Origin of the sequence: Phocaeicola sp. HCN-6420 (assembly GCF_037890145.1) — a bacterium.
GTDB lineage: Bacteria > Bacteroidota > Bacteroidia > Bacteroidales > Bacteroidaceae > Phocaeicola.
The window spans coordinates 77,070-102,987 of sequence record NZ_JBBKBJ010000002.1 but is presented as its reverse complement, the minus strand read 5'-3'; the positions used below and the strand labels follow the sequence as shown (position 1 = coordinate 102,987).

Annotated in this window: 21 protein-coding genes and 1 pseudogene; 15 read left to right on the top strand and 7 right to left on the bottom strand. The window is 41.8% G+C overall.

The features are described from left to right. Positions 1-38: 38 nt before the first annotated feature. From WKT12_RS02215 to aroQ, 5 genes are all read right to left on the bottom strand, one after another. Positions 39-1,268 (bottom strand): FtsX-like permease family protein, encoded by a 1,230-nt coding sequence (locus tag WKT12_RS02215; protein WP_340318666.1) that lies wholly within the window; start codon positions 1,266-1,268, stop codon positions 39-41. Between the two features lie 79 nt (positions 1,269-1,347). Next, positions 1,348-1,683 carry a 30S ribosome-binding factor RbfA gene (gene rbfA, locus WKT12_RS02210; RefSeq protein ID WP_021971811.1) on the bottom strand — a complete coding sequence of 112 codons (336 nt, stop codon included), beginning with the start codon at positions 1,681-1,683 and terminating at the stop codon, positions 1,348-1,350. An 8-nt stretch (positions 1,684-1,691) separates the two neighbouring features. Further along, positions 1,692-2,333 carry an O-methyltransferase gene (locus WKT12_RS02205; protein ID WP_340318665.1) on the bottom strand — a complete coding sequence of 214 codons (642 nt, stop codon included), beginning with the start codon at positions 2,331-2,333 and terminating at the stop codon, positions 1,692-1,694. Positions 2,334-2,343: 10 nt separating this feature from the next. Continuing rightward, positions 2,344-3,804 (bottom strand): pyruvate kinase, encoded by a 1,461-nt coding sequence (pyk, locus tag WKT12_RS02200; protein WP_340318664.1) that lies wholly within the window; start codon positions 3,802-3,804, stop codon positions 2,344-2,346. Positions 3,805-3,827: 23 nt separating this feature from the next. Next, positions 3,828-4,253 carry a type II 3-dehydroquinate dehydratase gene (aroQ, locus tag WKT12_RS02195; protein ID WP_021970681.1) on the bottom strand — a complete coding sequence of 142 codons (426 nt, stop codon included), beginning with the start codon at positions 4,251-4,253 and terminating at the stop codon, positions 3,828-3,830. A gap of 65 nt (positions 4,254-4,318) precedes the next feature. Between aroQ and xerD the strand changes: the two genes are divergently transcribed. The 5 genes from xerD (at position 4,319) to WKT12_RS02170 (ending at position 10,689) form a co-directional block, all read left to right on the top strand. Further along, the gene (gene xerD / locus WKT12_RS02190) at positions 4,319-5,236 is read left to right on the top strand and encodes a site-specific tyrosine recombinase XerD (RefSeq protein WP_340318663.1); all 918 of its coding nucleotides are present in this window, start codon (positions 4,319-4,321) and stop codon (positions 5,234-5,236) included. Between the two features lie 159 nt (positions 5,237-5,395). Continuing rightward, positions 5,396-7,072, top strand: coding sequence for a tetratricopeptide repeat protein (locus tag WKT12_RS02185; RefSeq protein ID WP_340318662.1), 1,677 nt, complete (start codon positions 5,396-5,398; stop codon positions 7,070-7,072). Between the two features lie 103 nt (positions 7,073-7,175). Continuing rightward, the gene (locus WKT12_RS02180) at positions 7,176-8,192 is read left to right on the top strand and encodes a thioredoxin-like domain-containing protein (RefSeq protein WP_340318661.1); all 1,017 of its coding nucleotides are present in this window, start codon (positions 7,176-7,178) and stop codon (positions 8,190-8,192) included. A gap of 13 nt (positions 8,193-8,205) precedes the next feature. Continuing rightward, positions 8,206-9,744 carry a YifB family Mg chelatase-like AAA ATPase gene (locus WKT12_RS02175; RefSeq protein WP_340318660.1) on the top strand — a complete coding sequence of 513 codons (1,539 nt, stop codon included), beginning with the start codon at positions 8,206-8,208 and terminating at the stop codon, positions 9,742-9,744. A gap of 54 nt (positions 9,745-9,798) precedes the next feature. Next, entirely contained in the window at positions 9,799-10,689 is an 891-nt protein-coding gene (locus WKT12_RS02170) for an EamA family transporter (RefSeq protein WP_021970676.1), read from the top strand. Positions 10,690-10,957: 268 nt separating this feature from the next. Here WKT12_RS02170 and WKT12_RS02165 read toward each other — a convergent pair. After that, a pseudogene (locus tag WKT12_RS02165) lies at positions 10,958-11,188 on the bottom strand (helix-turn-helix domain-containing protein); the annotation flags it as partial. A 210-nt stretch (positions 11,189-11,398) separates the two neighbouring features. Here WKT12_RS02165 and metG point away from each other — a divergent pair. From metG to WKT12_RS02120, 9 genes are all read left to right on the top strand, one after another. Continuing rightward, positions 11,399-13,441 (top strand): methionine--tRNA ligase, encoded by a 2,043-nt coding sequence (metG, locus tag WKT12_RS02160; RefSeq protein WP_340318659.1) that lies wholly within the window; start codon positions 11,399-11,401, stop codon positions 13,439-13,441. A 111-nt stretch (positions 13,442-13,552) separates the two neighbouring features. Beyond that, on the top strand, positions 13,553-15,004 hold the full coding sequence (locus WKT12_RS02155) for a lipopolysaccharide biosynthesis protein (protein ID WP_340318658.1): 1,452 nt from the start codon (positions 13,553-13,555) through the stop codon (positions 15,002-15,004). Next, complete coding sequence (locus tag WKT12_RS02150) at positions 15,001-15,933, top strand: glycosyltransferase family 2 protein (protein ID WP_340318657.1); 933 nt, start codon at positions 15,001-15,003, stop codon at positions 15,931-15,933. Before WKT12_RS02155 ends, WKT12_RS02150 begins: the two co-directional genes overlap by 4 nt. A 7-nt stretch (positions 15,934-15,940) precedes the next feature. Next, positions 15,941-16,948: a hypothetical protein gene (locus WKT12_RS02145; RefSeq protein WP_340318656.1), complete on the top strand. Its 1,008-nt coding sequence runs from the start codon at positions 15,941-15,943 to the stop codon at positions 16,946-16,948. Positions 16,949-16,970: 22 nt separating this feature from the next. Next, positions 16,971-17,864: a glycosyltransferase family 2 protein gene (locus tag WKT12_RS02140; RefSeq protein ID WP_340318655.1), complete on the top strand. Its 894-nt coding sequence runs from the start codon at positions 16,971-16,973 to the stop codon at positions 17,862-17,864. A 3-nt stretch (positions 17,865-17,867) separates the two neighbouring features. After that, a complete protein-coding gene (locus tag WKT12_RS02135) occupies positions 17,868-18,779 on the top strand; it encodes a glycosyltransferase (protein WP_340318654.1) in 912 nt (303 codons plus the stop codon). A 52-nt stretch (positions 18,780-18,831) separates the two neighbouring features. Next, positions 18,832-20,094, top strand: a complete 1,263-nt coding sequence (locus WKT12_RS02130; protein ID WP_340318653.1) for a glycosyltransferase family 4 protein — start codon at positions 18,832-18,834, stop codon at positions 20,092-20,094. Then, positions 20,087-20,842: a glycosyltransferase family 2 protein gene (locus tag WKT12_RS02125; RefSeq protein WP_021971600.1), complete on the top strand. Its 756-nt coding sequence runs from the start codon at positions 20,087-20,089 to the stop codon at positions 20,840-20,842. The genes WKT12_RS02130 and WKT12_RS02125 overlap by 8 nt, the downstream gene beginning before the upstream one ends. Before the next feature lie 72 nt (positions 20,843-20,914). Next, complete coding sequence (locus WKT12_RS02120; protein WP_340318652.1) at positions 20,915-22,450, top strand: M48 family metalloprotease; 1,536 nt, start codon at positions 20,915-20,917, stop codon at positions 22,448-22,450. A gap of 172 nt (positions 22,451-22,622) precedes the next feature. Here the strand turns inward: WKT12_RS02120 and WKT12_RS02115 are convergent, their stop codons facing one another. After that, positions 22,623-25,118 carry a hypothetical protein gene (locus WKT12_RS02115; RefSeq protein ID WP_340318651.1) on the bottom strand — a complete coding sequence of 832 codons (2,496 nt, stop codon included), beginning with the start codon at positions 25,116-25,118 and terminating at the stop codon, positions 22,623-22,625. A 97-nt stretch (positions 25,119-25,215) separates the two neighbouring features. Here WKT12_RS02115 and WKT12_RS02110 point away from each other — a divergent pair, with 97 nt between their 5' ends. Next, complete coding sequence (locus WKT12_RS02110; protein WP_340318650.1) at positions 25,216-25,911, top strand: 5'-methylthioadenosine/adenosylhomocysteine nucleosidase; 696 nt, start codon at positions 25,216-25,218, stop codon at positions 25,909-25,911. Positions 25,912-25,918: the final 7 nt, after the last annotated feature.

Here is a 25,918-nt window from a genome sequence, read left to right as displayed (position 1 = left end):
TTTTTCTTTGCAAACTACCACTTCTTTCCCAATGGTACTTATTTCTTCAGCAAGCGCTTGCTCAGGAAACGAACCGGATACCAGACCGATAAGAAACCCACCAGCAGCACGGTTACAAATACTATTATAACATCCGAAGCATGAACGCTTACCGGATAAGCATCAACTACAAAGCTTCCTGAATCGCCTAATGAAATCAGACCATATTCCTGTTGAAGCCAGCATAACAGCAGTCCCAATATCACGCCCGCTAAAGCTCCAAAAAGAGAAATCATACGACCTTCGAATAAGAATATATGTACAATCTGTTTATCGCTGGCGCCCAGATTACGTAAGGTTACCACATCATCACGCTTGTCGATAATAAGCATTGAGAGTGAGCCTATGACATTGAAACAGGCAATCATGAGAATAAAAGTAAGGAACAAATAAGATATCAGTTTCTCTATTTCCATGATACGAAACGTATCTGCTTGCTGCTCGTAGCGATCTTGTACTCGAAAATCATCACCAAGCAATGATTGTATACGTTTCTTGACAGCATCTGTACTGGCACCATCTTTCAATTTCAGATTAACGGCGCTCACTTCGGTAGTATACTGAAACAACTTGCGTGCAAAATCCATGGAAGTAAGGATATACGACGCGTCATATTTCTCTTGATTTACGGCAAATACAAGTCCCGACGAAAATAGATTTCCTGTAACAAAACCAGTGGAAGGATTTGCCATATTTACTTTCGCGCCACGTCGCGGTGCATATATTTCCAACGGATCAAGGAAACGAATTCCCGAACCTAAAGTAGAAAGCAACTGAATGCCGGGAATAGCATAATCAACTACTTCATCGTGAAGCAACAAATCTCCCCTTCCGAAAAGAATACTATCTATAGGTGTCAGCTGATCGAAATTATCTTCGACTCCCTTTATTACTGCCATGGCCTGCCTTCCCTGATACTGCACCATCACATTGTCTTCTAATGATTCTGAATAAACTTCTACTTCCGGCAATTTTTTCAGTTGAAGGACTCTGCTGTCCTGCCCATCAAAAACCTTACCATGAGTTGTTGTTATCTTCAGTTGCGGATCGAATGCCGTAAAAAAAGTTTCTACCAAATCCTGAAAGCCGTTGAATACGGAAAGTGTACATACCAATGCCAATGTAGCAAGTGCAACTCCACAAACAGAAATTGTTGAAATCACATTTATGGCATTGTGCGACTTCTTGGAAAACAAATATCTTCGGGCTATATAGAAGGGAAAATTCATGGCTTATAATTTTTCACCACAGGCCGTACCCCATCATACAAAAGTATGTTAAGTACGATCTGTGGTGAATAACAAGAGTTTATTTTTTCAGCAACTCATCAATATGAGCGGCATAATCCAGTGAATCGTCAACAAAGAACTTCAGTTCCGGAATAATACGCAACTGATGACGTACTCGGTTGCCCAGTTCGAAACGAATGGATTTCATATTATCATTAATGTTTTTCACAATTTCCTGACTGCGCTCCGATGGGAAGACACTAAGATACACACGAGCATAACTCATATCAGGGCTGATACGTACCACGCTGACTGATACCAGCACACCGTGCATCGCCTTGGTCTGCAACAAGAAAATATCGCTCAACTCTTTTTGGATGAGTCGGGCAATTTTATTTTGTCTGGTTGTTTCCATATCAATTATTACTTTTTACGTATAATGGTCAGCCCGTCGCGCAAAGGCAAGATCACTTTTTCCACACGTGCATCGGCCGCCACCAAATCATTAAACTTCTTAATTCCGATCGTCTGCGTGTCTGTGTGATGTGGTTCAGCCTCTAACACGTGACCATCCCATAAAGTATTGTCGGCAATAATATAACCACCGGAGTTCATCTTTTTCAGAATCATCTCATAATACTCCACATAGAAACGCTTGTTACCGTCTACAAAAGCAAGATCAAAAACTACATCCATATCTGGAACAATCTTCAATGCATCACCAATATAAAATTTAATTTTATCTGCATATGGAGAATTTTCCAGCCATGGTCGAGTAAAATCTTCCTGTTCGTCATTTATTTCGAAAGTATGGAGCATAGCTCCCTCTTCCAGTCCTTCTGCCAGACAGAGTGCGGAATATCCGCTGTAAGTACCTATCTCAAGCACTTGTTTCGGACGAATCATCTGTACAAACATTTTCAGCATACGTCCTTGCAGGTGTCCGGAAGCCATACGGGGACGCAGAAGTTTTACATGCGTCGCCCGGTACAATGCTTTCAGATAATCTCCTTCTTCATCTATATGCTGAAGTATATACTCATCAAGAGCGTCCGTTTCTTTCATACATTATTAATTATAAGTAACGGTTACGGTTAGGTAATACATAAACATCTTCACTATCCAGTACATCACCCACCTGGTTGATTTCAAGGAATGAAGTATGAGTACCTTTCTTACCGCCACTCAAGTAAGCTACCATGTCTTTATTTGAAAGAACTCCATCGGCAAGCAACTTACGCAATGCTGTAAAATAGTATTCCTGACCACTTGCTTTTTCAGGCATGTAAATAGCTTCTACACCATAAGACAATGCAAGGTGACGCATGGTCTTTTCCTTATAACAGATAGCCAATACCGGATATTTACCACGGAAAGCAGCCAAGTTACGGGCAGTCAGACCGCTGAAACAGTCAGTAATGATAGCACGAATCGGCATCAACGTAGTCGCACGTACAGCTTGTTTAGCCAAGAAAGCAGTGACATCGGTATTTTCCGGAGTCAAAGGAATCTGGATATCGTTTTCCTCCATCTTGTCCTTTTCTGCCTGAGCTGCAACCTTAGCCATTGTCTTCACAGCTTCTACCGGATATTTTCCGTATGCAGTTTCACCACTCAACATCAACGCATCCGTACGATAATAAATAGCATTAGCAATATCGGTTACTTCTGCACGAGTCGGACGTGGATTATTAATCATAGTATGCAACATCTGAGTTGCAACAATAACCGGCTTCTTTGCCAAAATACATTTTTTGATAAGCTGGCGCTGGATACCCGGAATACGTTCCTGCGGAACTTCAATACCCAAGTCACCACGAGCAACCATAACACCGTCAGCCACTTCAAGTATTTCATCAATATTATCAACACCTTCCTGGTTTTCTATCTTAGCGATGATCTTGATATCACTATTGTGCGCATCCAATATTTCACGAATATCAAGTACATCCTGCTTATTGCGTACAAATGAGTGTGCAATGAAGTCAATATCTTTTTCGATAGCATAAAGAATGTTATTACGGTCTTTTTCTGTCAAAGAAGGAAGATTGATACGTACTCCCGGGACATTTACACTCTTGCGGCTTCCCAAGGTAGCATCGTTACATACTCTACAGAACAATGTATTATCATTCTTTTCTACAACCTTCAGCTCCAGTTCACCATCGTCTATCAAAACGTCTGCACCTACCGACAAGTCATGAACAAATCCCGGATAAGTCACAGCGATACATTCACGAGTTGTTTCTTGTTCCGGATTGCCGACAATACGAACTTTATCTCCAGTCTTAAAGTCAATAGGACCTTCTGCACTGGCAGTAGTACGTACTTCCGGACCTTTTGTATCCATAAGGATAGCGATACGGTTTGAAACCTCACGCACGTTACTGATTAATTTTTCAAATCCTTCACGGCTGGCGTGAGCTGTATTCATACGTACAACATTCATACCAGCATTAAAAAGATCTCTGATAAAATCTACTTCACAACGTAAGTCCGAGATGGACGCAACGATTTTTGTTTGTTTGAGCATCATATTTTGTTCTTATTCTAAATGTATTATTTCTTTGCATGTAAAAGTGCTTCTATCCCCAGCCTATATGAATCGAGTCCAAAGCCACATATTACTCCCATACAAGCACAAGAGATCATAGACTTATGCCGGAACTCTTCCCGGGTATGCACATTCGAAATATGTACTTCAATCACAGGAGTGGTTACTGCACGAATCGCATCCTGCAGAGCTATCGACGTATGTGTATAAGCCCCTGCATTCAGCACTATTCCATCATAGGAAAATCCCACTTCATGAATTTTGTTAATCATCTCTCCCTCTATATTCGACTGGTAATAGTCTATTTGTATATCGGGATATAGCGCCTTCAGTGTCACCAAATAATCTTCAAAAGAAACTGCACCATAAATAGACGGCTCTCGTTTCCCCAACAAATTGATATTGGGACCATTGATTATTTGTATTCTCATACTTATTCAAACTAAAACTTTTAATACCTTTGTTGAGAAATTTGGGACAAAGATACGAAAAAGAAATGAAAACTTATGAGAAAAGAGACAAGATAATAATAAAGTATAAGCAATATCTGACTTTGGAGAAATCGCTTTCCAATAATACAGTACAAGCTTACCTCACCGATCTGGACAAATTATTTGCCTACCTGACCATAGAAGACATCGATTATACAAAGGTTACCTTACAAGATTTGGAAGCTTTTTCCGCTGGGCTTCACGATATAGGTATTCATCCTCGCTCTCAAGCCCGCATCTTATCAGGGATACGTTCTTTCTATCATTTTCTGGTTCTCGAAGACTATATCCAACAAGATCCGGCCGAGTTGCTGGAATCTCCTCAAATAGGGAAGCACCTACCCGATGTACTCAGTGTTGAAGAAATTGATACCCTAATCGGAAATATAGACCGAAGTACACGTGAAGGACAACGCAACTGTGCAATACTGGAAACATTATATAGTTGCGGACTTCGAGTTTCCGAACTATGCAATTTGAAAATCTCAGACCTCTATTTTAATGAAGGTTTCATTAAGGTAGAAGGAAAAGGAAGCAAACAACGACTCGTTCCAATATCTCCACGAGCCATCAGAGAAATTCAAAATTACTTTATTGAAAGAGATACAGGACTGATAAAACCAGGATACGAAGACTTTGTCTTCATCAGTCGTTTTGGAAAGAACATTTCTCGCATTATGGTATTCCATATTATCAAAGAACTTGCCAGCCAAATTGGACTAAAGAAAAAAATAAGTCCACATACTTTTAGACATTCCTTCGCAACCCACTTACTGGAAGGAGGAGCAAATTTAAGAGCTATCCAATGCATGCTGGGACATGAAAGTATCGGGACAACTGAGATTTATACTCACATAGATAAGAACAGATTGCGGCAAGAAATCATTGAGCACCACCCCAGAAACGCCAAACGGCAGGCATAGGAGAAGAAAAACAGAGAATTTTAATCTTTTTTTTAATATCTCTTAAAAAAAAGGAGGTCAAAACGTCAACACCTAATAGAGTTTTTCTTATCTTTGCCCCCAAAAGAAGATAAAAACGACTAGATTATATTTTTATAACAAACCTAATATTAAAAAATCATGATTAAGAAGTTGTATTTGCCTTTAGTGGCATTGTTAGTCCTTGCTTTCACTTCATGTGGCAAGATGGGCGAATTGTCCGCTGATTACTTCACAACAAATCCTGAAGTGTTAGAGGCAGTTGGAGGTAAGGTTCCTGTTACTATTACAGGTAAATTCCCTGAAAAGTACTTCAAAAAGAACGCTATCGTTGAAGTTACTCCGGTTTTGAGATGGGATGGCGGTGAAGCTAAAGGTCAGCCAGCTACCTTCCAGGGCGAAAAAGTACAAGGTAACGACCAGACAATCTCTTACAAGACTGGTGGTACTTATACAATGAAAGCCTCTTTCGACTATGTTCCTGAAATGGCTAAATCTGAATTGTACCTTGATTTCAAAATCAAGAAAGGTAAAAAAGAATACACTATTCCTTCTGTAAAGATCGCTGATGGTGTAATCGCTACTTCAGAACTTCCTACAGTAAACTCAGCTAACGCAGCTTTGGCTCCGGATGCTTTCCAGCGTATTATCAAGCAGGCTAAAGAAGCTCAGATTATGTTCTTGATCCAGCAGGCTAACCTTCGCGCAAGCGAACTGAAGTCTGAAGGTTTGAAAGACTTCAACAAACAGGTTGTAACTGTTGCTGGTGATACTAAGAACTACAAACTGAACAACATCGAAATCTCTGCTTATGCTTCTCCTGATGGTGGTGTTAAGCTGAATACTACTTTGGCTGAAAATCGTCAGAACAATACTGAAAAGTATTTGAATAAAGAATTGAAGAAAGGTAAGATCGAAACTACAGTAGATGCTAAATACACTGCTCAGGACTGGGAAGGTTTCCAGGAATTGGTTTCTAAATCAAATATCCAGGATAAAGACCTGATCTTGCGTGTTCTTTCTATGTACAACGATCCAGAACAGCGTGAAACTGAAATCAAGAACATTTCTTCAGTTTACAAGACTTTGGCTGACGAAATTCTTCCTCAGTTGCGTCGTGCTCGCTTGACTGCAAACTATGATGTTATCGGTCGTAGCGATGAAGAAATCAACGAAGCATTTGATACAGATGCTAAGGTATTGAGCGTAGACGAATTGCTGTACGCTGCAACTCTGACAAACGATAAAGCTCGTCAGGAAGCTATCTACAAGAAAACTACAGAATTGTATCCTAACGATTTCCGTGCATACAACAATCTGGGTATGATGGCTTACGCTAACCGTGACTTTACAACTGCAGAAAACTACTTCAAACAAGCTGCTAGCAAGAATGCTAACGCTCCTGAAGTTAACACTAACCTTGGTTATATCGAAATGGTTAAGGGTAACGTTGCTAACGCTGAAACTTACTTGAGCAAGTCAACTGGTGCTAACACTGCTAACGAAGCTCTGGGTAACTTGTATATCAAACAAGGTCAGTACGACCGTGCCGTACAAGCATTCGGTGATACTAAGACTAACTCTGCTGCTTTGGCTCAGATTCTGGCTAAAGACTACAACAAAGCTAAAAATACTTTGAATGCAGTTCAGAATCCTGATGCTTACACTGACTACCTGATGGCTATCGTTGGTGCAAGAACAAACAATGCAGACTTGGTTAAGACTAGCATGGCTAAGGTTGCTCAGAAAGATGCAACTCTGGCTGCAAAAGCTCAGAATGACCGTGAATTTGCTAAATATGCAAACGAAATCAAATAATTGATTTTATCATATCTTTTGAAAAGCCGGAATACATTCCATTGTATTCCGGCTTTTTTATTACAAATAAATTATGTACTTTCGCAGAAAAGAAAACGGAAACATGAGAAAAATATTATTTCTACTCTTAGTAATAACCAGCTTGATTTCCTGCAAAAAGAAACCCGAATTTGTCTTGCAGGCAGAGCTTAAAGATTATACTTCCGACGAAATTCTGGTAGTATACGATGACCCTGTTTCCAAACTTGATACAATCGTTCCTAAAGACGGAAAATTTACTTATACATTCGCGCCTGATACACTGACATTATTCCGCCTGGTATCTCCAAATAACGGCAAGACAATACCTGTTGTTGCCGATAAGACCTTGCATATGACCTTAACAGGCTCCTTTGAAAGTCCGATAATCAGCGGTGACGGTGAGAATGGAGAATATGGCAAATTCCTCGAAAGTATACAAAGCATCAAGGATGACCACACTGCTGTATCAAAAAAAGCAGAGGAGTTTATCACACTCCATCCTCAATCATTCATTTCGGCATATCTTATCAACGAATATTTCGTACAAGTTCCTCAACCAGACATTGAAAAAATCCGCAACCTGATAGACCCACTGGAAGGAAGCGTAAAGGACAGCCGTATTCTGGGCGTCGTATTGAAATCAATTCCTCCGAAAAACAAGAATGAACGAGACGAAAAATATCTTGCCTATTTTTCTTGCAAAGACAGAAATGGAAAGTACATCACCTGGAGTAGTTCAGTAGAAAACAGCTATACATTGCTGAACTTTTGGGCCAGCTGGGATAAAAAAAGTATAACAGTCCGCGACTCTCTTGCCGAAATGGTCAAGAAACTTCCAGAAGACAAATTCAGAGTCCTCAATATTTCTCTCGACTATGAAAAAGAGAAATGGCTCGATGCATGCAAAGACGACAGCAAACAATGGCTCGAAATATGCGACTATAAAGGATGGGGCAACCAAGTTGTCAAACAAAACAATATCTATAAGTTACCGACCAACATTTTAGTAGACCGTAACCGAAAAGTCATTGACAAAGATTTATATGGCAATACCCTATATACAAAAGTAAAGCAACTCACTCAAGAAGAGAAGAAATAAAAATTACACCTTCATGTTAACCAAGCTATTCGGCGCAGCCGTACAAGGTATTGACGCCACTATCGTAACCATCGAAGTAAACAGCTCACGCGGCATAAAATTCTTTTTGGTAGGACTCCCCGATTCGGCTGTTAAAGAAAGCCATGAACGTATAATGTCGGCTTTGCAAGTAAATGGCTACAAGTTTCCTACCTGCCAGATAGTGGTAAATATGGCACCAGCTGATGTCCGAAAAGAAGGTTCATCATACGACTTACCACTTGCCATCGGGATACTGGCTGCCACCGGAACTGTTGCATCTGAAAAGCTGAACCGATACCTTATTATTGGAGAACTGGGCCTGGATGGCAACTTACAGCCAATTAAAGGAGCACTTCCGATTGCCATCTGTGCCCGTCAGCAAGGGTTAGAAGGATTAATCCTTCCTAAGCAGAATGCTCGTGAGGCAGCCGTCGTAAACAATCTGAAAGTTTTTGGAGTAGAAAATATAACCGAAGTCATTGAATTTTTCAACGGCAACCGTATACTGGAACCCACAATCGTCAACACTCGCGAAGAATTCTATCGGAGCCAGACTAATTTTCCGTTCGACTTTGCCGACGTAAAAGGACAAGAAAGCGTAAAACGTGCCCTCGAAGTTGCAGCAGCCGGAGGACACAACCTTATTATGATAGGAGCGCCCGGCAGTGGAAAATCGATGATGGCAAAGTGTCTTCCCAGCATACTCCCCCCATTGACACTCGCCGAAAGTCTGGAAACGACCAAAATACACTCTGTTGCCGGGAAACTGGGAAAAGAATCCTCACTGATAGCCGTACGCCCCTTCCGGAGTCCACATCATACCATCTCACAAGTAGCCATGGTAGGGGGAGGCAGCACTCCCCAACCGGGAGAAATCAGTCTGGCACACAATGGCGTACTTTTCCTCGATGAACTGCCGGAATTTAACCGAAGTGTACTTGAAGTACTTCGCCAGCCACTTGAAGACCGCCGTATAACCATTTCACGTTCCAAGTATACATTAGAATATCCTGCCAGCTTTACACTCATAGCTTCCATGAATCCTTGTCCGTGTGGTTATTATAATCATCCTACCCGCCATTGCGTTTGCAGTCCCGGACAAGTACAACGATATTTGAACAAGATATCCGGTCCATTACTCGACCGCATCGATATACAAATAGAAATTGTACCTGTACCCTTCGAAAAACTGTCCGAGCGCACTAACGGCGAACCAAGTGCAGCCATACGCGAGCGAGTTATTCGGGCAAGACAAATACAAGCCAACCGATTTGCCAACGATCCGGGAGTTCACTGCAATGCCCAAATGTCATCACGCCTACTGCATCAGTATGCACTGCCCGATGAAAAAGGACTTGCATTGCTTCGTAACGCTATGGAACGTTTTCACCTTTCAGCACGTGCATACGATCGCATCCTGAAGGTATCGAGAACCATTGCCGATCTGGAAGACTCAGCACAGATACTCCCCCATCATCTGGCTGAAGCGATAAGCTACCGTAATCTTGACCGCGAGAACTGGGCTGGATGAACAGACACAAACGATTTTAAACTCCAATATCAAGCGATTAATATAGCAACCAAGATGAAAAATATCAGCAGAAACGCAATAATCGGTTACCCAGCCGGAATAATCACTGGCATAACTTATGGTCTGAATCCCTTGTTCGGTGTCCCATTAATGAAAGACGGAGCAGCAATCGAATCCATTCTTTTCTTCCGTTATGCCATCGCCGTATTATTCTTAGGCGCCTTTCTTTTAATAAGCAAACAAAGTTTTAAAATTTCGTGGAAGCAAGCCGGAGTATTGCTTATCCTCGGACTACTTTATACATCAAGCAGCATATTTTTGTTCGAAGCATACAACTATATCGCCTCGGGACTTGCAACCACAATCATATTTCTTTATCCGGTACTTGTAGCTATTATCATGGTCTTCTTGCGAGTCGTTCCCTCCTGGCCAGTCTGGCTTTCTATTATCCTGACCTTTGCAGGCGTCGTCATTATGACGCAAAGTGACTCCACCCAAACCATCAGCCCGACAGGTGTCATTCTTTCTCTTGGCTCAGCCTTAGTCTATGCACTGTTTATCGTCATCATCAACCGGAGTAAAGTTATCAGCTCCATATCAAACAGCCTGCTGACATTCTATGCGCTGACGGTAGGTGCTATTATCTTTCTGGGAAAAATCATCCTATCGGATATTGATATTACAGCAGGAATTGAGCACAACATGGCATGGTTGAATCTGGTTGGCCTTGCCCTCCTTCCTACCGTAGTTTCTACAGCCACGCTGGCCATAGCGACACGAAATATCGGAGCCACCAAAGCTTCTGTCCTTGGTGTCTTCGAACCCGTTACGGCCATTCTTATCGGTACGATTGTTTTTGGGGAAGCTCTTACAACAAATATCATTGTGGGTATCCTGCTCTCTATAGCCGCCATAACTTTCATGATTGCCAAAACCAAACGATAATACCTTACTCTCCTGCAAGTTATTTAAAACAAAAAAGTAACTTTTTAGCCTTTCACAGCCTTCACCTGCTCCGTCTGAAGCAGAGGAAACCCGCTATATCAAACAAGGTAATCGGCAAAAAGGCAAATAAAACTCTTTATATACGAGAAAGCTACAGTTTATAACTTCCAAAACCTCGGCACATTTTCCGAAAATTTGTACAAAAACTAAAATCTTTTGTACAAAAAATCAAAGAAGCCTCTCGACGTTATAACCTCCTCTTCTCAATCTATTTAAGATACTCGCTGGGAGGAATACCAAACTGTTGCTTGAAACATTTCGAGAAGTGCGATAATGTATTAAAGCCTGTCATATCCGCTATCTCAGAAATCGTATATTTACCCTCTTTCAACAACTCTGCCGCACGGTTCAATTTATAAGTTTTGAAAAAGACACTTGGATTTTCTCCTGTAAGTCCTTTTACCTTATAATAGAACTTGGTACGCGAAATTTTCAAAAGTAGGTTACGGTGGAAAATTCCTCTTTTCTATAACATTTTCACAGTTCGAACAGCAAAAACAATTTCCAGCCATACGCCATAAAGAGACCTCAAAAAATGATTGGAAAGAACTCTTTTTCACTTGTTTTCTGCAATCAATCATAAATAGCAATAAAATCGTTATCTTTGCACACGATAAATGCGCATTAAAATATAATACATTATACGTATATGGAAAAAAAATTCAAACGAACAACCGTAACATCGGCTCTACCATACGCCAACGGTCCGGTCCATATCGGACACCTGGCTGGAGTATATGTACCTGCCGACATCTATGTGCGCTACTTGCGCTTGAAAAAAGAAGATGTGCTCTTCATTGGCGGTTCTGACGAACATGGAGTACCTATCACTATCCGTGCAAAAAAAGAGGGAGTTACTCCACAGGATATTGTAGACCGCTATCATACGCTGATCCGTGATTCATTTAAGGAATTCGGCATCTCATTCGATGTTTACGGACGTACTTCTTCACAAGTCCACCACGATACAGCTTCTGCTTTCTTCCGTAAATTGTACGACAAAGGAGAATTTATCGAAAAAACTTCTATGCAGTATTACGATGAAGAAGCCCATACATTCCTTGCCGATCGTTATATCACCGGTGAATGTCCACGTTGCCACGCACAAGGTGCATACGGTGACCAGTGCGAGAAATGTGGAAGTACACTTTCTCCTACCGAACTGATCAATCCGAAGAGTGCTATCAGCGGAAGCCAACCTGTCATGAAAGAAACCAAGCACTGGTATCTTCCACTCGACAAACACGAAGGATGGTTACGTAAATGGATTCTGGAAGACCACAAAGAATGGCGTCCTAATGTATACGGACAGTGCAAGAGCTGGCTGGACATGGGATTACAACCTCGTGCCGTAAGCCGTGACCTTGACTGGGGTATTCCTGTTCCTGTAGAAGGGGCTGAAGGGAAAGTATTGTATGTGTGGTTTGATGCCCCTATCGGCTACATTTCGAATACAAAAGAATTATTGCCCGACTCATGGGAAAAATGGTGGAAAGACCCTGAAACACGCCTGATCCATTTCATCGGAAAAGACAACATCGTATTCCACTGCATTGTATTCCCTGCTATGCTGAAAGCAGAAGGAAGTTACATCTTGCCGGACAATGTTCCTGCAAATGAGTTCCTGAACCTGGAAGGCGACAAGATTTCAACATCACGCAACTGGGCTGTATGGTTGCACGAATACCTGCAAGATTTCCCGGGCAAACAAGATGTATTGCGTTATGTATTGACTGCCAATGCTCCTGAAACAAAAGATAACGACTTTACATGGAAAGACTTTCAGGCTCGTAACAACAATGAATTGGTTGCTGTTTATGGAAACTTCGTAAACCGTGCCATGGTTTTGACAAACAAATACTTTGAAGGTAAAGTCCCTGTTTGCGGCGAGCTGAATGATTACGACCGTGAAACATTGAAAGAATTTGCTGACGTAAAAGCTGAAGTTGAAAAACTGCTGAATGTCTTCAAGTTCCGTGATGCACAGAAGGAAGCGATGAACCTGGCACGTATCGGAAACAAATATCTGGCTGATACAGAACCTTGGAAGCTTGCCAAAACAGACATGAACCGCGTAGCAACAATTTTGAACATTGCTCTGCAACTGGTTGCTAACCTTGCTATTGCTTTCGAACCATTCTTGCCGTTCAGTAGTGAAAAGTTACGTCACATGCTGAATATGGAAAGCTTCGACTGGGAACAACTGGGACGTACCGACTTACTGACTGCCGGACATCAGCTGAACAAGCCGGAATTGCTGTTCGAAAAGATTGAAGATGACGCCATTCAGGCACAGGTAGACAAACTGCTTGCTACGAAAAAAGCTAATGAAGCAGCCAACTACAAAGCTAATCCTATCAAACCGACTATCGCATTCGAAGAATTCGAAAAGCTCGATATCCGTGTAGGAACCGTATTGGAATGTGAAGCAGTTCCTAAGATGAAGAAATTGCTGAAATTCAAGATTGCAGACGGACTGGAAAACCGTACAATCGTAAGCGGTATTGCACAGCACTACCGTCCGGAAGAACTGGTAGGAAAGCAGGTATTGTTCATCGCCAACCTTGCCCCACGTCAGTTCAAGAACGGACTGGTAAGTGAAGGTATGATTCTGTCTGCCGAAAATTTCGACGGTTCACTCGCCGTAACTTCTGTACTGAAAGAAGTAAAACCAGGAAGTGAAGTGAAATAATCTTCCTTCTCCCTATAATAACTGAAGCGGAGAATCTCAAATTTCTATTTTTGAGGTTCTTCGCTTTCATTACCACCCACACCCATCTACTTATTAAAAAGATTTTGTGACATGCCCGAACAATCACTAAAAGAAAAAACCGCAAAAGGACTTTTGTGGGGAGGCGTAAGTAACGGAATACAACAATTGCTAAATCTAATTTTCGGTATATTTCTTGCTCGCCTACTTACTCCTGCCGACTACGGTATGGTGGGTATGCTTACTATTTTTACAGCCATTGCAGGCACGTTACAAGAAAGCGGATTTACAGTTGCTCTAGCCAACAAAAAAAATATCTCACACAAAGATTATAATGCTGTATTTTGGTTCAGTACCTTAATGGGCTTAAGCCTTTATACAATTTTATTCTTTTCCGCCCCTTTAATAGCTGATTATTATCGACAACCTGATTTGGTACCATTAGCTCGATTAACTTTTTTAGGCTTTCTCATTTCCAGTACTGCAACCGCCCATAATGCTTACTTATTCAAAAATTTAATGGTAAAACAAAAAGCCATATCACAATTACCAGCATTACTTCTATCAGGTACAATAGGTATCATTATGGCATTAAACGGTATGTCATATTGGGGTATAGCTATCCAAAGTCTCATTTATATTGCAATCATCAATCTAAGTTTTTGGTATTTTTCTCCATGGCGTCCCACTTTCCAATTCAATTTTGCCCCATTAAAAGAAATGTTTGGATTTAGTAGCAAAATGTTATTAACCAACATATTCTTACAAATTAATAACAATATATTTTCTGCCATTATAGGACGACTATTTACTCCCAAAGAAGTAGGTCTCTATACACAAGCTAATAAATGGAACATAATGGGATCATCATTTATTGGAGGAATGATAAGTAGTGTAGCTCAACCAGTTTTATCACAATTATCAGAAAGCCAAGATCGTCAGCAAAATGCCTTTCGAAAAATGTTGCGATTCACTGCTTATCTATCATTTCCTGCAATGTTTGGATTAGCCCTTATTGCTCCAGAATTCATTTATTTAACCATACAAGATAAATGGATGCCGTGTGTACCTATTCTGCAAATCCTATGTATTTGGGGAGCTTTTCTCCCCATAACAACACTTTGCTCAAATCTTATTATCAGTAAAGGTAAATCCAATATTTATATGTGGAACACCATTGGCATAAGTATAATACAAATCGTAGCTATACTAATAGTACATAAATGGGGAATTCATATGATGATTGCCATATATAGTAGCCTTAATATTATCTGGTTATTTATATGGCTATATTTTATAAAAAAAGAAATTGGTCTAAGTGTGTTGAACGCAATAAAAGATATTGCTCCCTTTGTTAGTACTGCAACTTTAAGTATACTATTAAGTTATCTCATTACCCTTCCTATAAAAATGCCAATATTTGTATTATTAACAAAAATCATTACCGCTGCAATTCTTTATTTAGGAATCATGCAAATAATAGGATTACAAATACAAAAAGAGATATTCAATTATTTGGTTAAGCATAAAATTACAGAACAATGATTAGTGTTATTATACCATTATACAATGGAGCTAAGTTTATTCAACGCAGCATCAATTCTGTTCTGAATCAAACTTATCAAGATTTTGAAATTGTGGTAGTAAATGACGGTTCTACCGACAATGGTCCTCAAATGGTAATGCAATGGCAACATCCATTTATTAGATTAATAAATCAAAAGAACAGTGGAGTATCCATTGCTCGTAATACAGGTATTAAAGCTGCTAAAGGAAATATCATTGCGTTTTTGGATGCAGATGATGAATGGCTTCCTAATCATCTGGAAGTAATCCATCAGTTAGCAGAATGCTATCCGGAATGCGGAGTCTTTGGAACATCATATTTTTTTAAAAGAGAGAATGAAAACCCGACTCTCCCTGTTCTACCTAATAAATTCCCTTTTACCGGGACTGAGGGAGTACTCGACAATTATTATGAATTAGCATCTGGTACAGACTTCCCGATGCAAACAAGCGCCTATGCTGTACGGAAAGAAATTATACAAGAAATCGGAGGATTCCCTTCAGGAATACCTTCAGGAGAAGATATTATTACACTTGCTCGTTTACATGCAGTCTGCGACTTTGCTTATTCTAAAGAACCAACATCTTTATATTATCTAACAAACTCTGATAATAAAAGTATCCGAACAATCAAAGACCACGATCCTTTAGATGCAATGTTTCACGAGTTATATAGACAAATTTCTTATAAAAAAGGGAGTCGGCTTTTTCTATCTTCTTGGCATAAAAGGCGAATGTCAGGAGCTTTAATAAATAGAAAATATAAAATCGGATTCAGAGAATTTTTTAAAGCTTTCTGTATTTTCCCTTTCTATAAAAAACTTTATACATCGTTTATAATTACATTCTTAGCAGGGATTACAAAAACGGATCTATACGAACTAAATAAGAAGTTAAAAGGTAAGTAACTAATTTATGCATACACCCGTCAATTACATAACAACCTGGTTCTATAAAGAATCGAAGGAGGAAGCCAGTTTCTATCCTCAACTGGGACAGAAAGGTAACTCTTCGCTTGTACATTCTATTTACATGCAGATACAAGTACCTTTCTTCGTGACATTCAAACATTATAATCCGGAAGCAAAATTCATCTTTTTCACTAATTTGAAAAAAGAAAATCTGCCCGATTATCTTACTCGGTTGTTCGATAAACTGGAGGTGGAAGTTATCACATTGCCTTATACTTGCAAACCTCCCAAAGACTGGTATCCGGCATGGCAGAACCAGTTTTACCTGTACGATATTTTACGGTACATGGACACTCGCATGCAAGAAAATGAAACTTTGCTAATCAGCGATGCCGACTGTCTGTGCCATACCTCTCTCAATACCTTGTTCGGGGCCGTCCGTAAAGACGGTAGTGCTCTTTATGAATTCATTACCGACAGACAATATTCCATCAACGGAATTACGCTTCCTCAAATGGAAGAAGTGTACCGGGCCTGTTATGGAAAAGAGGTAAAAGGTTCAATGACTTACTACGGGGGCGAATTTGTAGCCTTGCGAAAAGATGTAATCAGTAAAATCAATACTGCATTTCCGGAACTGTGGGCTTTCAACCTGGAGTATGGAAAGCAGCATCCGTTCAAGTTAAATGAAGAAGCGCATTTACTGAGTCTGCTTGCCGAACATTTACAAATACGTAATACAACAGCCAACCGGTATGTGAAGCGCATGTGGACTACTCCTCATTTCAACAATGTACAGCCGGGCGATGAAAACTATCCGGTATGGCACTTGCCGTATGAAAAGAAACGTGGATTATTTTATTTATACAAGTTAATCGAAAAAAATGAAGGAGAGATAACCGACGAAACCAATTTCTGGAAAAAGGCAGAAAGATATACGGGCATTCCCCACATCAGTCTGCACAAGAGATTGAAAGACCGTCTAACCACCCTGTGGATGAAGTTGAAATAACTACTTACGACAAACAACTTGTATGATGAAAATCTTGACTATCATTGTTTCATATAATTTCGAAAAATGGATAAGCCGATGCCTGAATAGCCTGCAAGCCTCATCCCATCCTACGGATATCATCGTGATAGACAACTGTTCGAAAGACCGGACCGTAGAAATCATCAAAAAAGAATATCCTCGGGTTCGACTGATTGCGAACAAAGCAAATTTGGGTTTTGGCAGAGCTAATAATATCGGTATGCAGATTGCCCTGAAAGAAGGTTATGATGCTGTATTCCTGCTGAATCAGGATGCCTGGATAGGAAATGATACACTGGCTGCACTTGCAGAACAATCCATGCGGCATCCTGAGTTTGGCATACTTTCTCCGGTACATTTAAACGGAAGTAAAAGTGAATTGGATAAGGGATTTGCATCCTACGCCCAACTTGCAAGTACGAAGGACCTGACTACCAGTCAGGAGCCAATAGCGTGTCCGTTCATCAATGCAGCTTTCTGGTTTATCCCAGTCAGTACCTTGCACAAGGTAGGAGGCTTTTCTCCTCTATTTTATCATTACGGAGAAGACAAAGACTATGTCAACCGCCTGCATTTCCACCAATATAAGATAGGTTATTTACCGACGGTATATGGCTGTCACGACCGCGAATTCCGTAAAGTATCTTTCGAAGGATTCTGCCGGGCAGAGCGTGTCTACCTGCTTTCCGAATATGCCAATATCAATTATCGTTTCACGCAAGCATTTGCCTATGGCATCTTGGCAGGAATCAAAAAACTGATTCTATCTCTCTCGAAAGGCAACCTCAAATATGCCAAGGGATATATCTCTATAGTTGCCACCTTACTTGTACAAAGTAAGGCGGTGATACAAGTCCGTAAGCAAACCAAACAAAATTACGCCAATTATCTTTAAGCCATGACATACGCACCCATTCTGTTATTCGTCTACAACCGGCCGGAACATACCCGTCAGGTTGTTTCTTCACTGCTTCGTAATCAGGAAGCAGCCGAAAGTCCGCTGTTTATTTACGCCGATCAAAGTAAAACTCCCGACAATGATGCTGCCGTACAGGAAGTACGCCGATACATACATCGTATCAGCGGATTTAAGAGTATTACCATCATCGAACGTGAGTCCAACTGGGGACTCGCCCGTAACATCATCGACGGCGTAACAACGCAGGTCAATAAGTTTGGAAGAGTCATTGTATTGGAAGACGACCTGATAGTTGCTCCTTATTTCCTGAAGTTCATGAACGATGCACTGGAAACCTACAAGAACGAACAGCGAGTAGGGCACATTCAGGCATGCGATTTTACCAAAGACACTTCACTGCCCGATACCTTCCTGATTAAATGGACGGGAAGCTGGGGATGGGGAACCTGGGACCGTGCATGGAAATACTTCAACCCCGATGGAAAGAAACTGCTTGCCCAACTGGAAAAGCGCAAGCTCACACGATATTTCGACTTCAACGGTAACTATCCTTTTACCCGAATGTTACGCCGGCAAATTGCAGGACAAAACAATTCATGGGCCATCCGCTGGAATGCCAGCCTGTTCCTTGCCGACATCTTATCGTTGAACGTGGGAAAATCGCTGATTCAGAACACCGGATTCGATGGAAGCGGAACCAACTGCGGCGGAGGTGGCCTGTACGACTCTACCCTGTGGCAACAACCTCTTCCCGTCAAACTTATTTCTCCCATAGAAGAGAACAAGGCAGCACGAAGAGTATTCGAAAAATACTATCACCACACCAATTGTTTCTGGGCAAAAGCAATTCGTCGCATCAAACGTACTCTGAAGGGAGATTTTGGCGCTTGATGCAGACAAGCAAAAAGAAAATAAATTACCTTTGCACAAAATTCAGGAAGCTATGAGAGTATTAATCATTAATACTTCCGAGCGAATCGGAGGGGCGGCAATAGCGGCAAACCGCTTAATGGAAGCGTTGAAAGGGCAAGGTATAAAAGCCAAGATGCTGGTACGCGACAAACAAACCGATCAGGTTACTGTGGTACCATTGAAAAAGTCGTGGAGACACATCTGGCAATTCGTATGGGAACGTGTAGTAATCTGGAAGGCCAACCACTTCAAGAAGCACAATCTCTTTGCCGTCGACATTGCCAATACGGGAACAGACATTACTTCCCTGCCGGAATTTCAGCAAGCTGACGTAATACATCTGCACTGGATCAATCAAGGAATGCTCTCCCTGAAAGATATACAGAAAATCATCGATTCAGGAAAACCTGCTGTATGGACCATGCACGATATGTGGCCCATCACCGGTATTTGCCATCATGCACAGGACTGTACCAAGTATCAGACACAATGCCACACCTGTCCGTTGCTGTACAAAGGCTACAAGCACGACCTATCGTATCGGGTTTTCCTAAAGAAACAGAAACTATATAAAAAGGCAAACATCACTTTCGTTGCATGCAGTCAATGGCTCGAAGGACTGGCCAAGCATAGTGTACTGGCACTGGGACATACCGTAACCAATATTCCCAATCCCATCAACACCAACCTTTTCCGCCCGTTGAACAAGACACAGGTACGCAATAGCCTGAACCTCCCTACCGACAAGAAACTGCTTCTGTTCAGTTCCATGAAGATAACCGACCCTAAAAAGGGTATAGATTACCTGGTAGAAGCATGCAAACTGATTCAGAAAAACCATCCGGATTTCTGCAATTCGCTGGGAGTCGTGGTAGTAGGAAAAGAATCGCAGCAATATGCCGATCTCTTCCCCTTCCCCATCTATTGCCTGAATTATGTAGGCAATGAAAAAGATTTGGTAAACATTTATAATGCAGTCGATTTGTTTGTTACTCCATCGTTACAGGAGAATCTGCCAAATACCATTGTAGAAGCAATGTCATGCGGGGTACCGTGTGTAGGCTTCAACATAGGCGGTATTCCGCAGATGATCGATCATCTGCACAATGGCTACGTAGCACAATATAAATCGTCGGAAGATCTTGCCAACGGTATATGCTGGTCGCTGAACGAAGGAGATTACGCCAGCCTCAGCGAAGAAGCCCGCCGAAAAGCAGTAGAAACCTATTCCGAGCAGAATGTTGCCATGAAATATATTAAGATTTATAATCACATTACAGGGGAAAATGCATAACATTACACATCTGCATCCGAAGTTTTCTATTATTACTGTAACTTATAATGCTGAAAACGTTCTGGAAGATACCATTCAGAGTGTTATTACCCAGACTTACAGAAACGTAGAATATATCATCGTAGACGGTAAGTCGACCGACAAGACGATGGAAATAGTCAACCGCTACAAGGAGCATATCCACACCGTTGTAAGCGAGCCCGACAAAGGATTATATGATGCCATGAACAAGGGAATGGCACTGGCAACGGGAGATTATGTCTGCTTTCTGAACGCCGGCGACGAACTTCACGAGGATGATACTCTGCAACTGATGGTACATTCATTGGCTGGCGTCAACGAATTGCCGGACGTAATGTATGGAGAAACCGCCATCGTTGATGAAGAAGGACATTTCCTGCGGATGCGACGCCTTGCTGCTCCCGAACAACTGACCTGGAAAAGTTTTCGTGAAGGAATGCTGGTTTGCCATCAGGCTTTCTTTGCCCGCCGCGACAGACTGGTAAACTACGACCTGCGCTATCGCTTTTCTGCCGATTTCGACTGGTGCATCCGTATCATGAAGCAGAGCAAGACGCTTCATAATACGCATCTCACCCTGATAGATTACCTGAACGAAGGGATGACAACCCGCAACCACAAGGCTTCGCTGAAAGAACGTTTCCGTATCATGTGCAAGCATTACGGATATTTTTCAACCATCCTGCGACACTTATGGTTTGCATTACGCCTCCTGCTTCACAAATAATAACGCTATTTTGTTGGATGAAGTGATAAAAGATGGTACATTGCGCGGCAGAAACCATAAATTAACAGGACAATGAAACAATTCGCACTCACTTTGTTCTTCTTGTGTACTGCATGCACAGGAATTATCGCCCAGAAACATATTACGAGCCTCAGCCCGTCAATCCATATAGAAGGTATTGTAAAAGATGATATCGGAAACATAAAGGCAGGCACTCCGTTCACACTCCAGCGCTTCGTAAAATTAACACAATATCAACCAACGGATCCCAACTACCGGCAAGCAGTCCTGATAGTCAACGGTCAACAGCAAGGCGTAGCACTGAACAACATGGACAGACTGGAGTTTACGCCTACCGATCCGACGACTTTCTGGCTGGCCGCACAAATCAACTCCGGACTGGTACCCTATTACGAAAGTAAAGGGCTTCAGGAAACCATGAGAAAAGAAATGGAGAATGAAGCCAATACATACCTCGACGAACTGGAAAAAGCTAATATGATTTACGAGGATGCTGTCATGGAAGACTATGTACACTGCCTTATGCTGAGCATGATTCCCAAAGAATTCATCGCCGACCGATATGGAATGCCTTATGTACGTATCCTGAAATCTCCGAATCCTGACATCGTGATGTTGAGCAACAACTGTATGCTGGTTTCAAGCGGACTGCTTACGCTGCTTGACACGGAAGATGAATTATTCAGTATGCTTGCCAGAGAAACTGCACATTATGTACTCGACCACGCTGTGATAACCGTCAATAAAAACATAAGCCGTGCCAACCGGGCTGCGTTCTGGGGAGCTGTGGCCGATGTTGCTACCACAGCCATAGAAGCTGCACTCGACAACAGATACGAAAATTATATTCCGGGAGCTGTCTTTACAACCAACGACATTGTTCAGGTACTGGTAAACCATGATATTTATAACCGGATGGGACTGGATTACTCCAAGCAACAGGAAAAAGAAGCGGACAATACCGCTATTCAGTTCATGCAGTTCATGAAAAAAGATCCGACCGCACTGGTTTCAGCCCAGAACAAAATTCTCCAATATTACGAAGAGATAAAAGATAAAAGTGTACTGGAAAAATACGGTATATACAGCAGTCTGGAAGACAGATTGGAGAAATTGCAGAAAGACTATCCGCTGAAGGAAACGAGTAAAGACCCTATTTATCTGAAACGTACCAGTGGACTGGTGAGCTTTTCTGCATCCATGATGGAGTACAACAGAGATTATATGCAGGCCATGAAACTGGCTCAAAAGAACATCGATAACAAAATGGCTTGTGCCGACGATTATGTGGTAATGGCAAAATGTATCATGAAGCAGAGCAATACCACGGAAAGTAATCAGGAGAGCCAAAAACTGCTGGAAAAAGCAGAATCGATGAGTGAATTTCCCAATGTGAATATCTCGAAACAGAAAATTCTTTTACTGCTCCGCGACAACAAGCAGAAGGATGCCGTAACCGAAGTCAACCAGTACATTAAGTTATTGAATGATATCCAGCAGGCCCCTCACAGTGAAATGGACGAACAATGGCTGGCAAAAGAATATCATTGGGCTACTACACTGATGAAGCAACTGTATATCCTGTAACTGATTCATAAAAGAATTACTTCAGAGAAAAACAGAAGATACCATTATACATAAAAAAATGTCAGGACATTTTCGATGAGATGTCCTGACATTTTTTTATTTTTTGTACAAAAGAAAAAAACTTTTGTACAAATTCTTTCGATAGATTGAAAAGGATTTATCCAAATTTCCTTTATGCTTCTTTACGTTTACGCAGTTGCAATACGATGGCCACAATGGCTACCACTGCCAGTATACCCAGTGCAACAAAAGCAATGGCTTCGGTTATATGCAGCGATTTCGGGTCGAAGACAAAGCGTACCGTATGCTTTCCAGCCGGAACATCCATCGCACGGAGAATGTAGTCGGCACGTCCGTGAACAGTTTCTTTGCCATCTATATACGACTCCCATCCCGGATAATAGATTTCAGAGAATACAACTACTCCACCCTTCTGCGAGTTAACCTCATAAATCAGTTCGTTAGGCTCGTAACTCTTTAGCACGACGGTACTCAGACTATCTTTTCCAGCACCCGAATCTTTCACTTCTTCAGCAAAACGCTTGTCGACTACAGCTACCTTTGCCGGATCGATATGATGGATAGCCTCTATCTCTTCATTGGCATTATTCACATACTGTACCTTATCTACAAACCAAGCATTACCCAATGCATACGGATTATAAATAGGAACGGTAGAACCTCCCTGAAGCGGGAAGATAAAGTAACGGGTATTCAGCATATTCAATACAGAGAAATGAGAAGGATCGACCTGAGTCATATCGCCACCTACAGCAGGAAGCTCCTTAAACAGATTACCCATTTCGCCTTGTATATGCTCTTCTATCATTTCCTGATAACGGCGCAATTTGGCAGCGTGATAACCTCCGATGCTCTTGTGCCAGTACGAAGTCTCGTTTTCATTGAAAGTATTGCTTGCCAGATTCAGCACACGATAGTCGAGTGTCTTATCTTCCAAAATCTTCTTATCCGTTTCCGAAGGTTGCAAGAAAGGCTGCATCTCGGTACCTTTTGCCACGAACTGCCCATCGTACAAATAACGCTTGTTGACACTCCACATATCTACCAGACACAATACAGCCAAAGTTGCTATCAGCAAACCTGCTTTCAGCTTTCCGGCACAATACGCCCACAGCAACGCTGCACCGATTAGAATAATAAAGAAACTTCTCCAGGCATCCGATGTAAAGATGGCTACGCGCATCTCTTCCAGATTCATCAGTATAGGAGCAAGTTGTTCTGCCGGAATGGCGTTCTGCAAAGCACTCATTTCCATGCTCGAAACATAGGTTGGGAAGAACACTCGCGGAGCAATGGCAAACAATAACGACAGTCCGCCTGTCAGTCCCAGACTGATATAGAAAGCTTTTGCTTTTTCCTTTAACAGAGAAGGGCGTTCAATCACTTCCTTCAATGCCATGACTGCCAGCAACGGAATTGTAAACTCGGCAATGACAAGAATAGACGATACCGCACGGAACTTATTATACATCGGAATATAATCGATAAAGAAATCGGTCAGTCCCATAAAGTTCTTTCCCCACGACAGTAAAATAGAGAACAGCGTACCGCCCAGCAAAGCCCATTTCATAGGACCTTTTACAATGAAGCATCCCAAAATGAACAGGAACATCACGAAAGCTCCCACATATACCGGTCCCGATGTACCCGGCTGTTCGCCCCAGTACTGACCAATCTGACTGTACAGTCCCATGTAAGTCGGGTCGGCTTTCTTCATTGCCGTTTCGTTCTGTGAAAGAGGAACAGACGCACCACCTTTCACGTTAGGAACAAGCAGTGAGAACGTTTCACCAATACCGTAACTCCATTGCGTAATATAGTCACGTTCCAGTCCGCTTCCCGTCTGGTTGGCAGAGTGCTCTTTTACCAGTTCACTCTTTCCACGCATACTCTCCTTACTATACTGATACGTATGGTAGATGTTCGACAGGTTGACACATATTCCCAAAATTCCGGCAATAACCAGTACTCCGGTCGATTTCAGGAATTGCGGGAACCGTTTTTCCTTCCATGCCGAAACCCCGTATGCTATGGCGATGAACAACATGACAAAGAGAAAATAATATGTCATCTGCATGTGGTTTGACACAATTTGCAGAGCAACAAACAAAGCAGTCAGCAAACCGCCCCACAAATATTTACCGCGGTATATCAAGACCATACCAGCTATGGTAGGCGGTATGTAAGCAAGTGTCACAAACTTCCAGATATGTCCGGCAGCAATGATGATAAAGAAGTAAGAAGAAAAGGCCCAGATAATCGCTCCCAGAGCAGACAACCAGACTTTAAAGTCGAATGCGCGCAGCAAGATGTAGAAGCCCAGCAGCATGATAAAGATGTATCCGGCATAAGTAGGGAGGAACAACCGGTAGATTTCCTGAACAAAATTCAGCGTACGGCTCGATTCGTATCCCGGAGCCAGCTGATAAGTCGGCATACCACTGAACAGCGAGTTTGTCCATCGGGTAGCTTTACCATGCTTTTCGTAATATTCCTGATGTTCTCTTCCCGCTCCGATGCCAGCTACAGCATCGTGCTGTGCCAGAATACGTCCTTCTGTAATAGCCGGAAAGAAATAAGCAACCGATATAATAGCAAAGAGCACAATCGCCACAATATCAGGGATAAGTTTCTTTAATTGATTCATACAGAAATAGTTTATTAATTAATGTTTTCAGACAGCAAAGATAACACAATAGTCCATGAAAAATAGTAACTTTGTCACCGAAAATCATAAAAATAATATGAAAATAGGAATCATAACCGCCATGTCTTCAGAGCAGAAGCAACTGGCTAACCAACTGAGAGAAAAAACCGAATGTACCAAAGGTCCTTTTAATTATATCGAAGGAACCATCAGAAACAATACCATCATACTGATGCAATGCGGCATAGGCAAAGTGAATGCAGCAGCCGGAGCCGTAGAACTGATCCGCAATTTTGAGCCCGACTGCATTATCAGTACAGGAGTGGCAGGAGGAATAGATACTTGCCTGAAAGTAATGGATGTAGTAGTAAGCCGTCAGATTGTATATCACGACGTATGGTGTGGCGAAGGAAATGCATACGGACAAATTCAGGGACTCCCTACTTTCTTTAACGGCAACGAAACGCTTTACAACTGTGCTATGTCGCTCGATACGGAAACAGCTATCCATGGCGGACTGATTTGCAGCGGTGACAAGTTCATAACCGACCGCAGCGAACTGGAAGCCATTAAGGGTAACTTCCCCGAAGGTCTTGCCGTCGACATGGAATCGGCAGCTATAGCTCAGGTTTGCTACCTGTATAAAGTCCCTTTCATCAGTTTCCGCATTATCAGTGATACTCCGGGAGCAGACAAGCACTTCGAACAATACCAGAATTTCTGGGGAGAAATGGCCGACCGTTCCTTCCACGTTACTGAAACATTCTTAAAGGCTTTGCCAAACAAATTATAATAAAACC